The sequence below is a fragment of the Candidatus Thioglobus autotrophicus genome (assembly GCF_001293165.1).
GTDB classification, from domain to species: domain Bacteria; phylum Pseudomonadota; class Gammaproteobacteria; order PS1; family Pseudothioglobaceae; genus Thioglobus_A; species Thioglobus_A autotrophicus.
In genome coordinates this window covers 67,942-87,015 of the sequence record NZ_CP010552.1, presented here as the reverse complement: position 1 = coordinate 87,015, position 19,074 = coordinate 67,942, and the positions used below count along the sequence as shown (strand labels likewise).

General features: G+C 39.8%; 20 protein-coding genes. 10 read left to right on the top strand and 10 right to left on the bottom strand.

All coding sequences use genetic code 11. From position 1 onward, the window contains the following. Positions 1-61: 61 nt before the first annotated feature. The gene (locus SP60_RS00470) at positions 62-265 is read right to left on the bottom strand and encodes a hypothetical protein (protein WP_053950775.1); all 204 of its coding nucleotides are present in this window, start codon (positions 263-265) and stop codon (positions 62-64) included. A 162-nt stretch (positions 266-427) separates the two neighbouring features. On the opposite strand from SP60_RS00470, the gene hpf reads away from it, so the two are divergent. From hpf to SP60_RS00455, 3 genes are read left to right on the top strand one after another with little or no spacing between them, the layout of a single operon-like run. Further along, the gene (gene hpf, locus SP60_RS00465; RefSeq protein WP_053950774.1) at positions 428-724 is read left to right on the top strand and encodes a ribosome hibernation-promoting factor, HPF/YfiA family; all 297 of its coding nucleotides are present in this window, start codon (positions 428-430) and stop codon (positions 722-724) included. A 57-nt stretch (positions 725-781) separates the two neighbouring features. After that, positions 782-2,134 (top strand): magnesium transporter, encoded by a 1,353-nt coding sequence (gene mgtE, locus SP60_RS00460; RefSeq protein WP_053950773.1) that lies wholly within the window; start codon positions 782-784, stop codon positions 2,132-2,134. Between the two features lie 29 nt (positions 2,135-2,163). Further along, positions 2,164-3,060 (top strand): RluA family pseudouridine synthase, encoded by an 897-nt coding sequence (locus tag SP60_RS00455; RefSeq protein ID WP_053950772.1) that lies wholly within the window; start codon positions 2,164-2,166, stop codon positions 3,058-3,060. A gap of 211 nt (positions 3,061-3,271) precedes the next feature. Here the strand turns inward: SP60_RS00455 and SP60_RS00450 are convergent, their stop codons facing one another. Next, the gene (locus SP60_RS00450; RefSeq protein ID WP_053950771.1) at positions 3,272-4,645 is read right to left on the bottom strand and encodes a phosphomannomutase/phosphoglucomutase; all 1,374 of its coding nucleotides are present in this window, start codon (positions 4,643-4,645) and stop codon (positions 3,272-3,274) included. 42 nt (positions 4,646-4,687) lie between these two features. On the opposite strand from SP60_RS00450, the gene SP60_RS00445 reads away from it, so the two are divergent. Genes SP60_RS00445 through SP60_RS00435 form a run of 3 tightly spaced genes read left to right on the top strand, consistent with a single transcriptional unit; the run spans position 4,688 to position 8,142 of the window. Next, entirely contained in the window at positions 4,688-5,065 is a 378-nt protein-coding gene (locus SP60_RS00445) for a SoxR reducing system RseC family protein (RefSeq protein ID WP_053950770.1), read from the top strand. A 56-nt stretch (positions 5,066-5,121) separates the two neighbouring features. Beyond that, positions 5,122-7,770 carry a pyruvate dehydrogenase (acetyl-transferring), homodimeric type gene (aceE, locus tag SP60_RS00440; RefSeq protein WP_053950769.1) on the top strand — a complete coding sequence of 883 codons (2,649 nt, stop codon included), beginning with the start codon at positions 5,122-5,124 and terminating at the stop codon, positions 7,768-7,770. Positions 7,771-7,797: 27 nt separating this feature from the next. After that, complete coding sequence (locus tag SP60_RS00435; RefSeq protein WP_053950768.1) at positions 7,798-8,142, top strand: HopJ type III effector protein; 345 nt, start codon at positions 7,798-7,800, stop codon at positions 8,140-8,142. Here the strand turns inward: SP60_RS00435 and SP60_RS00430 are convergent. From SP60_RS00430 to SP60_RS00420, 3 genes are all read right to left on the bottom strand, one after another. Then, a complete protein-coding gene (locus SP60_RS00430; RefSeq protein WP_053950767.1) occupies positions 8,128-9,051 on the bottom strand; it encodes a DMT family transporter in 924 nt (307 codons plus the stop codon). The two genes, SP60_RS00435 and SP60_RS00430, sit on opposite strands and share 15 nt — an antisense overlap. After that, positions 9,041-10,060 carry a cupin domain-containing protein gene (locus tag SP60_RS00425; RefSeq protein ID WP_158403304.1) on the bottom strand — a complete coding sequence of 340 codons (1,020 nt, stop codon included), beginning with the start codon at positions 10,058-10,060 and terminating at the stop codon, positions 9,041-9,043. The genes SP60_RS00430 and SP60_RS00425 overlap by 11 nt, the downstream gene beginning before the upstream one ends. 153 nt (positions 10,061-10,213) lie before the next feature. Then, positions 10,214-10,840, bottom strand: a complete 627-nt coding sequence (locus SP60_RS00420) for a 2OG-Fe(II) oxygenase (protein WP_053950765.1) — start codon at positions 10,838-10,840, stop codon at positions 10,214-10,216. Positions 10,841-11,180: 340 nt separating this feature from the next. On the opposite strand from SP60_RS00420, the gene SP60_RS00415 reads away from it, so the two are divergent. Next, a complete protein-coding gene (locus SP60_RS00415; protein ID WP_053952170.1) occupies positions 11,181-11,960 on the top strand; it encodes a DUF3050 domain-containing protein in 780 nt (259 codons plus the stop codon). Between the two features lie 48 nt (positions 11,961-12,008). On the opposite strand, the gene guaB is transcribed toward SP60_RS00415, so the two are convergent. Genes guaB through SP60_RS00400 form a run of 3 tightly spaced genes read right to left on the bottom strand, consistent with a single transcriptional unit; the run spans position 12,009 to position 16,866 of the window. Next, positions 12,009-13,469, bottom strand: coding sequence for an IMP dehydrogenase (guaB, locus tag SP60_RS00410; protein ID WP_053950764.1), 1,461 nt, complete (start codon positions 13,467-13,469; stop codon positions 12,009-12,011). After that, a complete protein-coding gene (locus SP60_RS00405) occupies positions 13,470-14,117 on the bottom strand; it encodes a TIGR04211 family SH3 domain-containing protein (protein WP_053950763.1) in 648 nt (215 codons plus the stop codon). Position 14,118: 1 nt separating this feature from the next. Beyond that, the gene (locus SP60_RS00400) at positions 14,119-16,866 is read right to left on the bottom strand and encodes a valine--tRNA ligase (protein WP_053950762.1); all 2,748 of its coding nucleotides are present in this window, start codon (positions 16,864-16,866) and stop codon (positions 14,119-14,121) included. 45 nt (positions 16,867-16,911) lie between these two features. Here SP60_RS00400 and SP60_RS00395 point away from each other — a divergent pair, with 45 nt between their 5' ends. Together SP60_RS00395 and SP60_RS00390 are read left to right on the top strand one after the other, a co-directional pair. Then, on the top strand, positions 16,912-17,181 hold the full coding sequence (locus tag SP60_RS00395; protein WP_053950761.1) for a GIY-YIG nuclease family protein: 270 nt from the start codon (positions 16,912-16,914) through the stop codon (positions 17,179-17,181). Continuing rightward, on the top strand, positions 17,178-17,393 hold the full coding sequence (locus SP60_RS00390) for a hypothetical protein (RefSeq protein ID WP_053950760.1): 216 nt from the start codon (positions 17,178-17,180) through the stop codon (positions 17,391-17,393). Before SP60_RS00395 ends, SP60_RS00390 begins: the two co-directional genes overlap by 4 nt. A 1-nt stretch (position 17,394) precedes the next feature. Here SP60_RS00390 and SP60_RS00385 read toward each other — a convergent pair whose 3' ends face one another. Beyond that, the gene (locus SP60_RS00385; protein WP_053950759.1) at positions 17,395-18,006 is read right to left on the bottom strand and encodes a methyltransferase domain-containing protein; all 612 of its coding nucleotides are present in this window, start codon (positions 18,004-18,006) and stop codon (positions 17,395-17,397) included. Positions 18,007-18,054: 48 nt separating this feature from the next. Between SP60_RS00385 and gloA the strand changes: the two genes are divergently transcribed. Further along, entirely contained in the window at positions 18,055-18,444 is a 390-nt protein-coding gene (gloA, locus tag SP60_RS00380) for a lactoylglutathione lyase (protein ID WP_053950758.1), read from the top strand. Between the two features lie 35 nt (positions 18,445-18,479). On the opposite strand, the gene recR is transcribed toward gloA, so the two are convergent. Continuing rightward, the gene (gene recR / locus SP60_RS00375; protein WP_053950757.1) at positions 18,480-19,064 is read right to left on the bottom strand and encodes a recombination mediator RecR; all 585 of its coding nucleotides are present in this window, start codon (positions 19,062-19,064) and stop codon (positions 18,480-18,482) included. Positions 19,065-19,074 lie beyond the last annotated feature (10 nt).

Sequence of the window (19,074 nt, the reverse complement as noted above, 5' to 3'; positions counted from 1 at the left end):
ACTTTTCCTTTAAAAGCAAAAAAGCCCCTAGCGGGGCTTTTGTACCAATCAGAAATTTAAATTACGACTGGTATTGTAGTGGTGGAGCCATTTCGTTATCGACTTCGGCTAAATCTTTCTTGTAGCTTTCGTAGAAAGAGCCTGCTGGTGGGTTGATCCATTCTTCATATGAAAAACCATTTTCAGCTGTATGTGTTTTAAAAGTATCTTGTAAGGCAATTTTCTTTGCGCTTAATTCGTTAGCTTGTTGACTCATTGCATCCATCTTGATCTCCTGAATATTTAAATAGGTAAAAGATAATATTATATACGCAAACGAGCTTTTGTGAGCATTTTTATTTGCCTAAAAAACTGATAAATAGACCAACATTGGTAAGAAAGTTATGCCACAATATAGGTGCATTTTATAACTAATAAAGGAGCATGCATGCAATTAAACATTTCTGGCCATCATCTTGATATCACCGATGCAATCAAGCAACACTCTGAAGAGAAACTCGCTAAAATCAAACATCATTTTGATCATGTGATCAATGTAAATATGATTTTAGGTGTTGACAAAGATACACAAAAAGCAGAAGCCACTCTTCATGTCAGTGGTGCAGATCTATTTGCAAAAGCCGAAAGCGATAATTTATACGTTTCTATTGACCAAATGGTTAATAAACTCGATGCTCAAATTAGAAAGCATAAAGAAAAACTCAACGATCATAGGAAAAACTAAAAAACTGATGCTTGTAGCATAGCGCTTCAAGTATCACCCATTAGGAATATAAAGTTAATGTCAGAAGTTGAAAATACTTCTTTCGAAGAGTGCCTTCAAAGATTAATGACATCTTTGGAGGCCTCTTTGTATGAAGAAGCTACCTCCCAGCTATCCGATTTACACGCGGCTGAAATTGCTCGTCTATTAGAAAGTGTACCACCAAAAGATCGTATTAAACTTTGGTTAAATATCGATAGCGCTACTCAAGGCGACATTCTAAAGGATCTAAGCGAGGATGTTTTATCGCAACTACTTAATGAGATGAGTGTTGACGGCATTGTTAAGGCAACTGAAGGCTTGGATATGGATGATTTGGCAGATATTGTGCCTGAATTGCCCGAGTCAGCTCTGCATAATTTATTACTGACGCTTGATCACAAGCATCGCGACCATTTAAAACAAGTCTTGTCCTATCCTGAAGATTCAGCTGGTGGGCTGATGAATATTGACATAATTACAGTGCGTGACGATGTTAATGTGCGTACGGTTATTCGATATTTGCGTCTATTAAAAGAAATGCCGATTGATACCGATCAGGTGTTTGTAGTGGATAGGACTTATAAATACATTGGCTCTATTCATATCTCTACTTTGCTAACGAACGAAGCTGAGCAAAATATTAAACCTTTAATTAATAAAGAGCACAAACCCATTTTAGCCAGCACACCTGAGAGCGATGTTGCTAGTTTGTTTGAACAAAGAGATTTAATCTCAGCGCCAGTTGTTGATGATAACAATCAACTGATTGGGCGAATCACCATTGATGACGTGGTAGATGTTATTCGTGATGAGGCTGAGCACTCAGTGATGTCAATGGCAGGACTGGATGAAGAAGACGATGTTTTTGCACCTGTGATTGAAAGCACTAAAAGTCGTAGTATTTGGCTAGGTGTTAATTTGATTACGGTATTTGTTGCTGTATTTTTTATCGGACTTTTCGAAGCCACCTTACAAGAAAAAATTGCCTTGGCTGTATTGATGCCGGTGGTAGCGTCAATGGGCGGTATTGCGGGCACACAAACCCTTATTTTAGTTACCAGGGGTATTGCCACTGGCAGGGTTACCACCTCTAATTTAAAAGTTTTAATGAATAAAGAAGTGGCCATTGGCTTGTTAAACGGCATGCTCTGGTCAGTAGTCATTGGCTTGGCGACTTACCTCTGGTTTTCAGATTTAATCCTTAGTTTAGTGATTGCCACAGCGATTGTTGTTAATCTTATATTTGCCGCTTTTTCGGGTGCTTTTTTACCTTCCTTGCTAATTAAATTTAAAATTGACCCAGCATTAGCTGGCGGTGTTATCTTAACCACCATTACCGATGTAATTGGTTTTGTTGCGTTTTTGGGTTTAGCGTCTTTGGTTGTCTAAAAAACCCAAATGGGTAAAATTGTATAAATATGCCCTTTGTCCTTAAAAAATATCAAGCGATTCAAGGTAGGAAAATCCAACAATTTTTACTCGATGAAGCGGGTTTATCTGCCCCTGTATCACAAAAACTTTTGTCTAAAAAAAGAGTATTTGACGAGCGCCATAATCCCTTAAAAAACGGACAAATTCTGAATTGTGATTATGTGCAGGTCGCTATTTTTGAAGGACATACTCGAGGTCTTAAGCCTATTTTTGAGGTTGAAGATTTTGCTGTTTTTGATAAGCCTTCTGGGGTTATGGTGCACCCCACACGAAAAGATACTGAATATTGTCTATTAGATGAAATTAGATATCGTTTTGGTGGGCAAGCAGATTTAGCCCACCGAATAGATGCGCAAACTTCTGGGCTGGTTTTAGTGGCTAAAAACAAACCCACCAGTACCCGCTTAAAAACGCTATTTGAGCAGCGACAATTCACCAAAGAATATTTAGCAGTGGTTCAAGGAGAAATAACAAGCGACATAACCATTAACAAACCTATTTCAAAGGCTGATAGTAATATTAGAGTGAAAATGACTTGTGAGGTTGAAAGTGGCAAGTGCTCAGTCACACATGTTAAGCCGATAGCATTTAATCAGCAGAACAACACAACTTTGGTTAAAGTCATGCCTGTCACTGGCAGGCAGCACCAAATAAGAGTGCATCTAGACTCAATAGGTCATCGTATTTTGGGTGATCCTATTTATGGTGTTAGCGAACAAGTTGCGAATGATTATTTGTGTAAGACTTTATCAAGTGAGCAAAGAGTAGCATTAACAGGTGCTAAGCGTTTAATGTTGCATGCTAATTCTTTGTCGTTTATTGATAAAGACAAAAAATACAGTATCACTTCAAAAATGGCAGACAGCGTTTTTTCAAACTATTAATAACAAGAGCTTTTCTTAAAATTTAACAAATTTCACGAATGGGTTGGAAAACCTCTAATCAGCTATTAAATTGGCGAATTTTCTGGCTCTAAATGACTAAACAAGCTGTTTAGAGTAGGGAATAAGTGGTTTTTAACTAGATTTCTCGATGAAACAGGTCTTACCTATTTTAAAAGGAGTGAATGTCTAAAAATTTCACAAATAATGTAAATTAGAAGTCTTTGGTAGAAATGTCGTTATTACCCAACCAAATTCTGAATTTTTCTTGAATTTGTTCTAAAGTGTTTTGATCATCTGCCTCAAAACGCAATACTAAGCATGGCGTAGTATTAGAAGGGCGAACCAAGCCCCAGCCATTAGGGTAGTCTACGCGAACACCATCAATAGTGGTAATCTCAGCGCCTTCAAAGCTGACATTTTTAGCGAGTTTATCCATGGCTTTAAATTGATCACCTTGCTCGTCAAAATGAATGTTAATTTCAGGCGTGTTGATGCTATCAGGCAAATCGGCAAAGACCTGCTCACAAGTTTGATCTGTTTTTGAGAGTATTTCTAGCAGGCGTGCACCCGTATAAAGAGCGTCGTCAAAACCGTACCAACGTTCTTTAAAGAAGATATGGCCACTCATCTCCCCGCCAAGTGCTGCACCAGTTTGTTTAAGTTTGGCTTTAATAAAGCTGTGCCCTGTGCGCGACATAATGGGCTCACCACCATGCTCACTAATATCTTTTGGTAGCAGAGATGAACACTTAACATCAAACACGATTTTGGCGCCAGGGTTACGATCAAGAATATCTCTTGAATAGAGGATCATTTGGCGATCTGCCCAGATGACATTACCCTTGTTATCAATCAGGCCGAGTCGGTCGCCGTCACCATCAAAGGCAAAACCCATATCTGCACCAGTATCAATTACCTCTTTGATAATATCTTCCAGGTTGTGAAGTTTGGAAGGGTCTGGGTGGTGATTGGGAAAATTGCCATCAATTAAACAAAAAAGCTTAGTGACCTTAGCGCCTAATTGCTCAAATAATTTAGGCGCAATATTGCCGGCAACGCCATTGCCACAATCTACGACAATGTTAAGTGGCTTGCTCAGTTTAATGTCAGATTTGACGCGATCAATATAGTCACTTTCAATATCAACCTTGGTTGAGGTGCCATGGCCTGAGCTAAATTCTTGATTTTGAATACGTTGGTAAAGTTCTTGAATACGATCACCTGAGAGGGTTTCGCCAGCAATCATAATTTTAAAACCGTTGTATTCTGGTGGATTGTGAGAGCCAGTGATCATCACCCCAGATGTGGCGGCTTTGGTGTAAGTAGCAAAATATACTAAGGGTGTTGGCACCATGCCAATATCCACCACATGACAGCCACTTTGCTTTAATCCTGTTTTTAAGGACTCCATTAAATCTGGGCCACTAAGTCGACCATCTCGACCAACAACAACACCGCGTTCACCTTGAGCAATAGACTCACTGCCAATCGCAAGGCCAATAAGCTTGACCACTTCAGGTGTGAGTTCTTGTTTAACAATGCCGCGAATATCGTAAGCTTTAAAGATTGATGGTGAGATGCTCATAAGTTGCTAAAATATCGGTATAAATAGTTTATTTTAATCGCAATGAAAGAAAAATTCGAAGTAATCGAAATTGAAAACCAAACCATGGTGCTGAAAGTAAATCGCTCTGGTGGTTGTCATAGTTGCTCTGCGAATGCTGGATGCGGTACTGGCATACTTGCTAGTACTTTTGGACATGCTACAACTTTTAGCAAGCCACTAGAGGCTGGCGTAGTGGTTGGGGATTTTGTCACCATGCAAATTTCTTCTGCAGAATTATTCTACAGAGCGTTTCAACTGTATATATTGCCATTATTAGCACTCTTCATTGGCGCTTTAATTGGTGTTAAGTTGTTTCCATTGAATGAATTGTGGCAAATTGGCTTTGGATTGGTTGGTTTTGTAGGCGCTCTTTTATTTACAAAATATTTTCTAAAGTAAAGTTTTAAAGACATCTAATTTTGGGATAATTAATCTATTTTTAAAAATATCATATTATGAATAATCAAGACATAGACCCGGCTGAAACCCTAGAATGGCTAGAAGCTTTTAGGTCTGTTGCTCGCTTTGAAGGTGAGGATAGAGCTAAATTTATCCTTAATCAGCTTACAGATATGGCACACCATGAAGGTATGGAATTGCCCACAGGTGTTAATACTGCGTATTTAAACAGTATTGCTAAAGACAAAGAAATCGCGACAGATATTGAAGTTGATATCGAAGCGCGAATTTCAGCTATGGTGCGTTGGAATGCGATGGTGATGGTGGTAAAAGCAAATCAGCTGCCTTATGAGTTAGGCGGGCACATTGCTTCATTCGCTTCATCTGCTACATTGTACGAAGTAGGTTTTAACCATTTTTATCGTGGCCCTGATGCAGATCAAGGAGCAGATTTAATCTTTTTCCAAGGTCATATTTCTCCCGGTATTTATTCACGTGCTTTTTTAGAAGGGCGTATTACTGAGGCGCAAATGCTAAAGTTTCGTCAAGAGTCGGGTGAGGGTGGATTAAGCTCATACCCACATCCATGGTTGATGCCAGATTTTTGGCAATTTCCAACGGTATCTATGGGCTTGGGTCCAATTATGGCGATTTATCAAGCGCGCTTTATGAAGTATCTTCATCATCGTGAAATTAAGCAAACAGACAAGCGTACTGTTTGGGCTTACTTAGGTGATGGTGAAACGGATGAGCCAGAATCGCTCGGTGCAATTTCCATGGCAGGACGTGAAAAATTAGACAACCTTATTTTTGTGATCAACTGTAATCTCCAGCGTCTTGATGGACCTGTACGTGGTAATGGAAAAATTATTCAAGAATTAGAAGGTATGTTCCGTGGCGCAGGCTGGAATGTGATCAAAGTTGTTTGGGGTGGCAAGTGGGACGAGCTATTTGCTAAAGACACCAATGGGCTACTTAGAAAGCGCATGGAAGAGGTGGTTGATGGCGAGTACCAAGCTTATAAAGCTAAAGACGGCGCTTATGTGCGTGAGCATTTCTTCGGTAAATACCCTGAATTACTCGCTATGGTGGAGCATATGACTGACGACGAGATTTATCGTCTTGATCGTGGTGGCCATGACCCATTTAAAGTATTCCAAGCTTATCATGCAGCTAAGGCTTGCAGCGATAAGCCAACGGTAATTTTAGCTAAAACAGTAAAAGGTTACGGTATGGGTGAGGCTGGTGAAGGTCAAAATACCACGCACTCACAGAAAAAATTAGGTCTTAAGCAAGTTGAGCGTTTTGCAAAACGCTTTAATGTGCCAGTTACAGAAGAAGATGTTAAAGAATTAAACTTTTATAAGCCGGCAGAAGATAGTGCAGAAATGCAATATATGAAGCAGAAGCGCCAGAAATTAGGTGGCTCTTTGCCAGTAAGATCATTTAATTTAGAAGCAATTAAAGCACCAGAATTGAGTGTATTTGAGGCTTTACTTAAGTCTAGTGGTGATCGCGAAATGTCAACCACAATGGCTTTAAACCGCATCATGACGCTTTTGGTTCGTGACAAGCAACTCGGTCCGAAGATTGTACCTATTGTGCCAGATGAAGCGCGTACGTTCGGCATGGAAGGCTTGTTTAGACAACTGGGTATTTACTCAGCATCTGGACAACTTTATCAGCCAGAAGACTCTGATAAAGTCATGTGGTATAAGGAAGATAAAAAAGGCCAAGTATTGCAAGAAGGTATTAATGAAGCGGGTGCAATCTCTGATTGGATCGCTGCTGCAACCTCATATGCAACACATGATATCACCATGATTCCGTTTTATATTTACTATTCTAAGTTTGGATTCCAACGTGTTGGTGATTTGGCTTGGGCAGCGGGCGATATGCAGGCTAAAGGCTTCTTAGTAGGCGGTACAGCAGGGCGTACAACGCTAAACGGTGAAGGTCTTCAGCATCAAGATGGTGATTCACATTTGGTGGCAAATACCATTCCAAATTGTATATCTTATGATCCGACTTATGCGTTCGAACTAGCCGTTATTGTTCGTAGCGGCCTGGAAAGAATGTATGAGAAAAACGAGAATATTTTTTACTACATTACCACGATGAACGAGCTTTATGCACATCCTGAAATGCCAGAAAATTCTGAAGAAGGTATTATTAAGGGTATGTACGCACTTAAAACCGTGGGTACAGGCGACTTGCAAGTTCAATTGATGGGCTCAGGTACAATTCTTAGAGAGGTTGAGGTAGCTGCACAAATGTTGGCAGATGACTGGAATGTCAAATCTGACGTTTGGTCAGTCACTAGTTTTAACGAGCTTACTCGTGAAGCGCAAGCCATTGATCGTGTTAATCGATTTAGTACAGATGCTCCAGCGGTTCCATACATTACTCAATGTTTAGAGCATGCAAAAGGTCCGGTAATTGTTGCCACTGACTACATGCGTAATTATGCTGAGCAGGTACGTAAATATGTGCCAAATCGTTATGAAGTATTAGGTACAGACGGGTTTGGTCGTTCTGATTCACGCGCCGCCCTTAGAAGCTTCTTTGAAGTGGATGCAAGTTATGTTGTATTGGCTTCTTTAAAAGCTTTGGTTGACGAAGGTGAGATGGATGGTTCAGTTATTGCGCAAGCGATTGAAAAATACGGTATAAATATCAATAAGCCAAATCCAATGACGGTTTAGCTGATTAGGACTAATAAAACGAGGAGAATGGGTTTGACACAAGAAGAATACTTAGAAGAGTTAAGATCTGGCGCAAGGATGCGATTTGAAGACTTGATCGAGCTGATCGATGACGATTATGATTACACGCCAGCAAGTTTCACTAATGGTGAAACTGAAAATTCTGTTGATGAAAATCAAGGGAGTGCTAAGTTATTTTGTTTTGCTGCTATTCATCAATTAACTCAGTTGGAAACCTTGCATTGTTTTGGGCAATATTACCAAGATGTGCTAAGCTCGCCCAAGAGTGATTCTCATGCAAATATTCGTAATTTCATGACCTATGGCTGGGAAGGGCTAAAGTTTGACTCCCCGGTTTTAAGTCGAAAATAAAGCCATTAAATACCGCTTGATAAGCGGTATTTTTTTAAAGAATTTTTCTGCGTATTCGTAAACCGCTAAGCCGAATAAAACCAAGCTAATACCACTAATTTGGGTAATGCTTAGCTGTTCATGATTCAGGCTTGATCCGAGTATTAGTGCAAAAATTGGCGTAATCAAAGGCACAATGCCAACTACTCTAACACTGGTATTTTTTATGAGATAGTAGTACGACATAAAGCCAATAACAGAACCAAAGAGGGCTAAATAGCCAATCGATAGTGCCGCTTTAAGGCTAGTGTCAGGAATCTCTGCTCCTAAAATTAGCCAGCTAATGATAAACAGCGGAACACTGATCATTAGCGCACCTGTTGTGGTTTCTAACGCCGATACTTTTGCGTTGATTTGCTTAAGTTTGACAGAAATGAAAGCTTGAAAGGTCATGGCTAAAGTAACACTAGTCAGACCGATTAGCAGTGTGTCAGCAAATACAAGTGAATGACTAAAAATCATAAAAAGCCCCGATAATCCTAACAAAAGACCAGTCATTTTTGCCCATGAAAAGAATTTATCTTTGAGTAATATCATTGCAAACACCCCTGTGATAATAGGGGTTAGTCCAAAGACTACCGATATAAGCCCTGATGGAATGCTGAGTGCTGAGAAATAAACCAAACTCATGGTGATAAAAATACCCGCCCCAGCATAGCCATAATTAGCCAAAGCTTGTTTGTGTAGTGATAGTTTTTGTTGTTTAAGTCGTAAGATTAGTGCGCAAATTATTAAACCAATAAGCATTCTGCTGGCAACACTAAAGCTAAAACTTGATCCCAAGGTTGACCATTGAATGGCCAGTGGTGTGGTTGACCAAACAGCAACTACCAGTAAAAACACACAATAAATATTTGATTTAAGTTTCATACAAAACATGTAAATCAAACAGTTGTCGAGTCAAATCTGGAAGACTGCTAGTTTGTAATTCTCTCATATTGCAAAAGTCCATTAAATCTTGTGAATCAAGCCCTTGAGTGTTTATCAATAGCCCATTGAGAAAAACTTGAATGTTTCCATCTATTTTTAGATAGGCAATTTTGCAAGCTGGATGTAATTGATAAACAGTGTCAGCTTTAAATTTAACAGCTTGTTGGGCGTACTCGAACTGTTGCAAAATTTGCACATCTAGCGTGTCAAGTTTGGTTACAAACTTTGCAAAATCAACAGTACTAATGGCGTTTATTTTGTTAGCCATTTGTACGGCAGAATTGGGAATTAAGGCGGGTGTTTGCTGGTTTTGCCATATTGGATCTTGATAGTAGCCAGCTTTGACATCTTGAGAATGCTCGAACAGCTCTTGCGTACTATAAGAGCGGTAGCCGAAAGAAAGTGTGGTGCAATCATCGCTCATACTCACGCCATGGTGTGCTATTTTGGGTGGCACATATAAAACATCACCAGGTTCAGCGATAAGAGTTTGCTCTGGCACGAATTTATCCATAATTCTAAGTGGCACATCTTCTAAGTAATTATCAAGTGTGCAAAACTGTGAGCTTAACGTCCAGTGACGCTGACCACTACCTTGGAGTAAGAATACATCATAATAATCAAAATGAGGTCCGACGCTTCCGCCTTGGGCAGCATAAGAAATCATGACATCGTCAAAGCGCCAACGTGGAATAAAATCAAAATGCTGGATTAAATCATGTATCTCATCAAGCTGACGATCAACCCCTTGAACCAGAAGTGTCCATTCTTTTTCTGGCAATGTTTCAAAGGTAGCTTCTGAAAATGGACCTTGAGTTAGAGACCACTGTCGGCTAGTAGTAGATCCTGTAATGAGGCGTGATTCAAACTCTTCCTCTAGAGAGAGACCTGCTAACTCTTCAGGTGCAATCGGAGAGATAAAATTTGGCAAAGCTTGTTTAATAAGCAAAGGTTTTTTTTGCCAATAATCAGTCAAAAATTCTTGCTCAGATATTTTTCCAAAATGTATCAAGATGTTTTATTATTAATCATAATGCTTGTAAATGTTTACATGTAATAACTAGGATTGTTAACTTTAAAAAATTAGATTACTTTAGCTTTATTAACGATCCAGACGTTTTAAGAAGTTATCACGAGACCCGGCATTGATCCAGCCAGTGGCAATCGTTTTGCTTAGTTCATTATTCACTCGTCCACGATGAATATGCGAGGGGGAGGCTGGAAAAATCAGAAGCTTTCCACGCTCTGCCAACTCATGATGCTTTTGCCAGTGAAATTCGGTACCAGCTTCTGTCACAGAGTCACAATATAGGATCCAGGCCAGTACTCGATGCTCTGGCTCAGTGACTTCGTCACTAATTGTCCAGTCGCAGTGCCACTGACGAAAACCCTCACCGGGAGCATAGCGCTGTAAGTTAAATATAGGCATTACAAATAATTCCTGGTCTGGACAAACCTGGCGAAAAAAAGGTCGTTCTTGTAAGTATCGCTCTAGTCCTGCTGACACGCCACGAACGATTAGATCTCCAAGTGCGAATGCCTCAGGGTCAGAGCGACTGATAGAAACGAGACTAATATCTGTTGAGACTTTAGCTGGCTCAGCGTCACTACCACCTGCTCCAAAAACTACACCGGGACGCTGTAGATCTTTACGTCGATCAAAAAAGTCCATGATGGCATCAGCAACAGCTTCGTAGCCAGAATTTTGGTAGTGTTCGATCAGTTGCATATTGAGACCAGCTTAGATTTTAAAAAGACGATTATACTTTGTTTTATATTATGCTGAATTTCACTAATAAACACTACCATCTGCTTTCTTTGCCTGAATTAATTACTGATCATTTTATTATACTTCGCTTAAAGGTATAGATGTTAGGCCTTAGTTTTTCTAATAATATCACTTTAAAATAGCGGGTTAAAAAGAAATTAAATTTATAATAATTAAGGCAAAATACAAAATAATGCTGATTGATTTTTTCTATAAATCAGTCGTATGCTCTTAGTTTAATTGATAAATCTAGTCCTGGATTGTTTAGACCACCTTGATTAATATTAACAATAAAAAATTTATGTCAAAAAAAATCAATAGCGATATCATTGCTTCTTTTAAAAGTCAGCTAGAAGATCATCCAATATATGATGCTGTTTCTACGATTGAAGATCTTCAATGCTTTATGGAGCATCATATTTATTCTGTATGGGATTTTATGTCTCTTATAAAATATCTGCAATATACCATTGCACCCACCCAGTATCCATGGACTCCTAAAGGAGAGGGTGATGTTAGAAGGTTTATTAATGAATTGGTGCTTGAAGAGGAATCTGATGAAACCAATATTTCTGGTGAGTACTCAAGCCATTTTGAGCTTTACCATAGAGCGATGGAGGAAATCGGTGCTGACACATCCGCCTCTAAAGCTTTTATTGAAACGGTTAGAGTTAAAGGCATTGATACAGCTCTTGAATCTCAAGTTGTTCCAAAACCTTCTAGAATATTTACATCAACAACATTTCAATTTATACAAGGTGATAAATCCCATCAAGTGGCAGCAGCTTTAGCATTAGGTAGAGAGCATATAATCCCTTGCATGTTCCGCTCAATTTTGAAAAAAATCGGCGTTTCTGAGGCTCAGGCGCCAATTTTTCATTATTATCTGAATAGGCATATTCATCTAGATGAAGATTTTCATGCACCATTGTCATTAAGATTGCTTAATGGATTATGTAATGGCGATGAGAAGAAAGTTCAAGAGTCAATTGACGCTGCTCAGCAAGCTGTAATAGCTAGAGTGAAATTTTGGGATGGTGTTTTAGAGGCAATAAAAGCGCCAAAAGAAAAAACAACATAACAAAGATTTTCTTTATCTAAAAATTCTTATTCTATAAATGTCTAAGAATTATTGGTGGTAGTTTGGCGCTTCTTTGGTGATTGAAACGTCATGTACATGTGACTCCACCATACCAGCTGCAGTTACTTGTACAAAGGTAGCATCAGTGCGCATTTTGTCTAAATTTTCACAACCTGTGTAGCCCATAGATGATCTTACGCCACCGACCATTTGATGAATAATAGGACGAATAGAGCCTTTAAACGCAACACGACCTTCAATACCTTCTGGTACTAATTTATCCGCTTTTGAGTCTGATTGGAAGTAGCGATCTGATGAGCCGTGCGCTTGGTTCATAGCGCCAATTGAGCCCATGCCGCGGTAAGATTTGTATGAGCGTCCTTGGTAAAGCTCAACCTCACCAGGCGACTCTTCTGTGCCCGCTAACATTGAACCTAGCATAACGCAATAAGCACCAGCAGCAAAAGCTTTAGCAATGTCGCCCGAATAGCGAATACCACCATCGGCAATTAAAGGCACGCCAGTACCCATTAAAGCTTCTGCAACATCTGAAATAGCGCTAATTTGCGGCACACCAACACCTGCAACAATACGTGTTGTACAAATACTGCCAGGGCCAATACCAACTTTTACACAGTCTGCACCTGCTTTAACTAAGTCAAGCGCTGCTGCACCTGTGGCAATGTTGCCCGCAATAATGTTTAGATTTGGATGCTTGGCCTTGGTTTTTTTAACTCGATCCAGTACGCCTTGAGAATGTCCGTGCGCTGTATCAATTACAATCACATCAACACCCGCTTTAACCAATGCATCAATACGCTCACCTGTACCGCTTGCAACACCGACAGCTGCACCAACACGCAGCTGCTCTTGTTCGTCTTTACAGGCATTTGGAAAATCAGTTGATTTTTGAATGTCACGAACAGTAATCATGCCTTGAAGATCAAACTGACTATTGGTAATGACCACGCGCTCAATACGGTGCTGGTGTAGTAGCGATCTAACTTCACTCATATCTGTGCCTTCAACAACGGTAATGAGCTTGTCTTGTGGTGTCATTAGGTTTTCAACCAACTCATCTTGACGCGTCTCAAACCTAACATCACGGCCAGTAATCATACCAACAATGGTATTACCTTCTACGACAGGTAGGGCGGATATTTTGAATTTTTGTTGCATGTCAAATACATCAGCAATAGTCGCTTTCGGGCCGATAGTAATTGGCTCGCGAATAATGCCTGATTCAAAGCGCTTAACTTTACGAACTTCATTGGCTTGTTCTACACTAGACATATTTTTATGAATAATGCCAATACCACCTTCTTGAGCCATAGCAATGGCTAGCTTTGCCTCGGTAACCGTATCCATTGCCGCTGAAAGAATTGGGGTGTTTAAGGTGATATTTTTAGTGAGCTTGGTTGACATACTCACTTCTTTGGGCATAGTTGTTGAGTGTGCGGGTACTAACAATACATCGTCAAATGTTAGTGCGGTTTTTAGTAAGTTCATTTAATATCTCCTGCGGTTGACAAAGTTTGGAAAAATAAAGCCAATTAAGATTCCAAAGAATAGAACAAAACTACCTGTGATAAACCAATTTCTAGAACTGGAATCCTGTGTGGTAGTGCTGTTATTTTTAAGTAATTGAATTTCAGTTTTTAGCTGTAGGTTTGCGGTAATTAGTTTTTCGTTAGAATGCTCTAATTTTAAAGCATCTTTATAGACTGCCTCAATATGCTGTTTTTCAGCAACAGATTTGTTGGTTTGAATAGATAACTTGGTATTTTTAACTTTTAAAGTTTGCACTTCAGTCTCAAGCTCAGTTTTTCTTTTTGCCAGCTTGTTAATAAGTAATTTGTTGGCATTGTAGGTTTGTCTGAGTTTTTCTAGTTGCGCCCTAGCAGGCGGATTGTTAGATAAGTAACGAGAAATAATCCAGCCCGTCGAACCTTCGAATTTAACTTGAGTCCAGCCGTCTTCTGTGGCTTGTAAGATGGCCAATTTAGAGCCAGAGGAGAGTGAACGGATAATATTATCCCCAAAGACCTTTTCACCACGCATTGGAATATCAACCTGATCGGTAATATAAACAAATGACTGCGCACTGACAAGCGAGCTTGTTAGTAGTAGGGCGGTGATCAAAAGTTTAAGCTTCATATTATAAGTTCGATATTTTGTTTAATTGTTCGTTTAAATCACTAATAGCACCAAGGGTTGCACCAAGTCTTTCGCGTTCAACATTGACAATAGCCTCTGGTGCACCAGAGACAAATTTTTCGTTATTTAGCTTACTTTCAAATTGCATCTTTTGTTTTTCTAATTTTTCAATTTCTTTATTAAGTCGTAAAACCTCTTGCTCTTTATCGATTAGTCCGGCTAACGGGATAAGAATTTTCATCTCACCCACTAAGGCGGTGGCGGACTCTGGTGCTTCTTCGTTAGTAGCTAGTTTATCAATACTTTCCATTTTGGCAAGCGCATTTAAAATATTTGCATTATTTTGCAAATAGAGTTCATCCGTTTGCTTGAAATTTTGCACAAAACAAGGCAGTGGTTTAGACGGAGGGATGTTCATCTCACCACGAATTTTACGAATGCCAAGAATAAAAGTCTGTAGCCACTTAATTTCTGCCTCAGAGTCTTTAGAGCTTAATGATTGGTCAATCTCTGGGTAAGCCTGTGTCATTAGGCTAATTTCATCATCACCAGTAATGGCATTGCATTGTTCAAATATTTCTTCGGTAATGAATGGAATAATTGGGTGTAATAAACTTACTATTTCATTTAAGACTTTAATCAAAGTAGCTTGTGTGCCTGCTTTGGTGGCATCATCTTGCAAGAGTGGCTTAGACAACTCAAGATACCAGTCACAATAATCATGCCAAACAAATTCGTATAATTCTTGGCTCATTAAATCAAGACGGTAATCTTTAAGGTGTTTTTCAACGTTTTTCTTGGTTACTTGTAGGCGTGATAATATCCACTTGTCTGCGGTTGATAATGACGCTGTAGTATCAATTGTTTCACCTTCAAGTTTCATTAATACAAAGCGTGAGGCGTTCCAAAGTTTGTTACAGAAGTTACGGTAACCTTCGACACGCTTTAAATCAAACTTAATATCGCGACCAAATGAAGCAAGAGCAGCAAAGGTAAAGCGTAGGGCATCGGTACCAAAAGCAGGGATGCCATCAGCAAATTCTTGCTGAGTTTGCTTTTTGATTTTTTTAGCCATTTTTGGCTGCATCATGCCTTGTGTTCTTTTAGCGAGTAAGTCCTCTAGGGAGATGCCATCAATTAGATCAATTGGGTCAAGCACGTTACCTTTGGATTTGGACATTTTTTGCCCTTGTCCATCGCGAATAAGCCCGGTAATATAGATATCTTTAAAAGGCACTTCACCTGTAAATTTCAGCCCAAACATAATCATTCTAGCAACCCAGAAGAAGATAATATCAAAGCCAGTAACCAGTACATCAGTTGGGTAGAAACGCGCAAGATCTGGCGTTTTTTCTGGCCAGCCTAGAGTAGAGAATGGCCATAGTGCAGAAGAAAACCAAGTATCTAGCACATCATTATCTTGTTCAAGTTTAACGCCTTCTCCCGCTTGAGCTTGAGCCTCCTCTTTGGTATTTGCTACAAAGATATTACCTTTGTCGTCGTACCAGGCAGGGATTCGATGACCCCACCAAATTTGTCTAGAGATGCACCAGTCTTGAATATTATCCATCCAGTTAAAGTAGGTTTTGTTCCAGTTTTCAGGAATAAAGCGAATATCACCATTTTTAACCGCATCAATTGCAGGCTGTGCTAGTGGGGCGATTTTGACAAACCATTGATCTGTCATGTAAGGCTCAATGACTGCGTTAGTTCGATCGCCACGAGGCACCATGAGTTTATGTGGGTCGATTTTTTCAAGCAAACCTTGCTCGTCTAAATCTTTAATAATTTGTTTACGTGCATCAAATCTATCCATACCAATATACGGACTATTCACAACGTCGTTAATTTTGGCGTCATCCGTTAAGATGTTGATAACCTCAAGATCATGACGTTGACCCATTTCATAGTCGTTAAAGTCATGAGCTGGGGTAATTTTCACACAACCCGTACCAAACGCCATATCTACATAGTCATCTGCAATAATACTGATTTTTCGATCAGTTAGTGGCAAGTCAATGGTTTGGCCAATTAGGTGCTTGTAGCGTTCATCGTCTGGATGAACTGCAACTGCACTATCACCCAGCATGGTTTCAGGGCGTGTTGTTGCTACTACCATCACCTCATCAGAGTTGGTAATAGGGTAGCGCATATGCCATAAAGAGCCCTGCTCTTCCACACTAATGACTTCAAGATCAGACACAGCTGTGTGCAAGACTGGATCCCAATTAACCAGACGCTTGCCACGATAAATCAGACCTTCTTGATGGAGCTGTACAAAGACTTTATTGACAGCGTCAGACAAGCCTTCATCCATGGTGAAGCGTTCTTTTTCCCAGTCAACTGATGAGCCAAGTCTACGCATTTGCGAGGTGATTGTGCCACCAGATTGCTCTTTCCAATCCCAAATTTTTTCAACAAATTTTTCACGCCCAACGTCATGACGAGTGATATCTTGAGCAGCTAGTTGGCGCTCAACCACCATTTGCGTAGCAATACCGGCATGATCTGTACCAGGTTGCCAAAGGGTTTGTTCGCCTTTGCCTCGATGATAGCGTGTCAATACATCCATAATGGTATGCTGAAAAGCATGCCCCATGTGCAATGAGCCAGTAACATTTGGTGGCGGCAGCATGATTGAGTAGGCACTCTCACTGGTAGAATTTGCATCAGATGAGAATAGATTTTTATCTTCCCAAAGTGAGCGGTATTTCGCTTCAATTTGTTCAGGATTGTAGGTTTTTTCCATTAACTTATAAAGATGGATTAAACTTTGCAATTATACTATAAGTGGATGAAAAAATTGGATAATAAAACTTGGTTAGTGTATTTATTGCAGTGTGCTAATAACTCATTATATTGCGGAATTACCAATGATTTACCTAGGCGCTTACGTCAGCATAATGGTGAGATTAAGGGCGGGGCAAAATATACCCGCGCTAACGCTCCATGTCAGTTGATTTATCAAGAAAAAACCCAGGATAGGTCGAGTGCCTCAAAGCGAGAATATGAAATTAAACAAATGGACAAAAAAACCAAACTCAGATTAATTCAATCAACATGATCAATAATCAACAACTCACCCAAGCCAAGGCGCTTATTCAGCAATATATTCAAACAGATAAGGCGCAAGAGCAACTACTTGCTAGTTTGATAGCAGTGGCTGAGGACTTGGATCATGAGCAAAAGCGTCACTGCATTGAAGAAATTAACAAACTTGGTGGCCCGTGTAATCATTATTTTGATCTAACAGACGCCATTCAAGCAGATAAATAGTTTATTGTTTTTGCAATAAAAAATAGTTAAATTTTTGCGCGCCACCATTGGGGTTTGGGTGTAATTCGGCAGTGGTTTTAATCAGTTTAAAGCGTTCGCCCAATAGCTGTGTGATTTTCGCTACGTCATATTGTACAATGTCTAATTCAGAGCATTGCGTGGGGCCGTCTGTCGCAAAAGTGGCTAACAAGAAAAAACCATCTTGCTGCAGATAATCGTAGAGTTTTTGCAGGTAGATTTGCTGATTATTTGCATCGGTTAAAAAATGAAAAACCGCTCGATCATGCCAAAGTTTGAAGCGTTTTTTTGAAAAAAATTCTAAAATATTTTGATTGTAAAAACTCACTTTATCCAGGTTGGATTCTAGTCTTTTTTGAGTTGCCTCTAGCGCTGTAGTAGAGAGCTCCAATAGGGCAAGATTAGAATAGCCTTCATCTAATAAATTATCTGCCAAAACGGACACCCCACAGCCAACATCAATAATAGCGTCATTTGGTTGGGTGACTTCTAAGATCCAGTCTAATGAAATAGTGGCATGGTCTTGATGCCAGCTGACTTGCTCATGCACTTTGGTGGTATAAACTTTGTCCCAGTGGGAGAAGCTATTAGTCATTGATTTGGTGTTTATAATAAGCAATCTTTGGATTATAAACTAGTTGTTATGAGAATTTTGCACACAATGCTTAGAGTTAGAAATTTGGATAAATCAATTGCGTTTTATACACAAGTGCTGGGTATGAGTCTATTGCGCCAAAAAGAATACCCTCAAGGTGAATTTACCTTGGCTTTTTTGGGTTATGGGCCTGAATCTGAACATCCGGCGTTAGAGCTTACTTACAATTGGGGTAAGTATGAATATGAAATTGGTACAGGGTTTGGCCATCTTGCTATTAATGTAGAAGATGTTTATGTAGCTGTTAGTAAGGCCAAGGCACAGGGTGCAAAGGTTGTCAGAGAAGCGGGGCCGATGAGTGCTGGTACAACCATCGTCGGCTTTTTACAAGATCCTGACGGTTATGAGATTGAGCTACTTTCTAAAACATTCGAATAGCTTGTTGATATTTACAGGCTAGGTTGAAAAATCGGCTAAGTGTAATTTTTACGCCCAGATAGAGCGTGGGCAATGGTGTTTATATCCGCATACTCTAGCTCACCACCAATCGGGATGCCGTGTGCAATACGCGTAATTTGCACTTCAAATTGTTTTGCCATATTGCTAATATAATGTGCTGTTACTTCGCCTTCAACAGTGGCATTAGTCGCTAGAATAATCTCCTTAATATGCCGCTCTACAAGTTTTTGCTCGAGCTCATCCAGGCCAAGCTCACTCGCACCAATACCATCAATGGGAGATAGATAGCCACTTAGTACAAAATATTTACCCCTATAGACGCCGCTTTGTTCAATGGCGTGAATATCTGCTGGCGTTTCCACCACACAAAGCTGAGTATCATCACGCACATCATTAGCGCAGATGTTGCATAGGGTTTTTTCACTTAGCGTTCTACAAGAATTACAATGCTGTACATGCTCCATAGCATCAACCAAGGCTTTAGCCAACTCAAAACCACCATCTCGATTGCGTTCTAATAGATGATAAACAAAACGCTGTGCCGTTTTACTACCAACGCCTGGTAGGGTGCAAAAAGCTTTGTTCAGTGTTTCAATCATGAGTTAAAAA

Bases quoted from the DNA above. Each gene is read 5' to 3' on its own strand.
- SP60_RS00400 (WP_053950762.1), bottom strand. From the start codon at position 16,866: ATGGAAAAAACCTACAATCCTGAACAAATTGAAGCGAAATACCGCTCA.
- SP60_RS00415 (WP_053952170.1), top strand. From the start codon at position 11,181: ATGTCAAAAAAAATCAATAGCGATATCATTGCTTCTTTTAAAAGTCAG.
- SP60_RS00420 (WP_053950765.1), bottom strand. From the start codon at position 10,840: ATGCAACTGATCGAACACTACCAAAATTCTGGCTACGAAGCTGTTGCT.
- aceE (WP_053950769.1), top strand. From the start codon at position 5,122: ATGAATAATCAAGACATAGACCCGGCTGAAACCCTAGAATGGCTAGAA.
- SP60_RS00385 (WP_053950759.1), bottom strand. From the start codon at position 18,006: ATGACTAATAGCTTCTCCCACTGGGACAAAGTTTATACCACCAAAGTG.
- SP60_RS00470 (WP_053950775.1), bottom strand. From the start codon at position 265: ATGGATGCAATGAGTCAACAAGCTAACGAATTAAGCGCAAAGAAAATT.
- SP60_RS00405 (WP_053950763.1), bottom strand. From the start codon at position 14,117: ATGAAGCTTAAACTTTTGATCACCGCCCTACTACTAACAAGCTCGCTT.
- gloA (WP_053950758.1), top strand. From the start codon at position 18,055: ATGAGAATTTTGCACACAATGCTTAGAGTTAGAAATTTGGATAAATCA.
- SP60_RS00445 (WP_053950770.1), top strand. From the start codon at position 4,688: ATGAAAGAAAAATTCGAAGTAATCGAAATTGAAAACCAAACCATGGTG.
- SP60_RS00430 (WP_053950767.1), bottom strand. From the start codon at position 9,051: ATGAAACTTAAATCAAATATTTATTGTGTGTTTTTACTGGTAGTTGCT.
- hpf (WP_053950774.1), top strand. From the start codon at position 428: ATGCAATTAAACATTTCTGGCCATCATCTTGATATCACCGATGCAATC.
- guaB (WP_053950764.1), bottom strand. From the start codon at position 13,469: ATGAACTTACTAAAAACCGCACTAACATTTGACGATGTATTGTTAGTA.
- SP60_RS00395 (WP_053950761.1), top strand. From the start codon at position 16,912: ATGAAAAAATTGGATAATAAAACTTGGTTAGTGTATTTATTGCAGTGT.
- SP60_RS00455 (WP_053950772.1), top strand. From the start codon at position 2,164: ATGCCCTTTGTCCTTAAAAAATATCAAGCGATTCAAGGTAGGAAAATC.
- mgtE (WP_053950773.1), top strand. From the start codon at position 782: ATGTCAGAAGTTGAAAATACTTCTTTCGAAGAGTGCCTTCAAAGATTA.
- SP60_RS00450 (WP_053950771.1), bottom strand. From the start codon at position 4,645: ATGAGCATCTCACCATCAATCTTTAAAGCTTACGATATTCGCGGCATT.
- recR (WP_053950757.1), bottom strand. From the start codon at position 19,064: ATGATTGAAACACTGAACAAAGCTTTTTGCACCCTACCAGGCGTTGGT.
- SP60_RS00390 (WP_053950760.1), top strand. From the start codon at position 17,178: ATGATCAATAATCAACAACTCACCCAAGCCAAGGCGCTTATTCAGCAA.
- SP60_RS00435 (WP_053950768.1), top strand. From the start codon at position 7,798: ATGGGTTTGACACAAGAAGAATACTTAGAAGAGTTAAGATCTGGCGCA.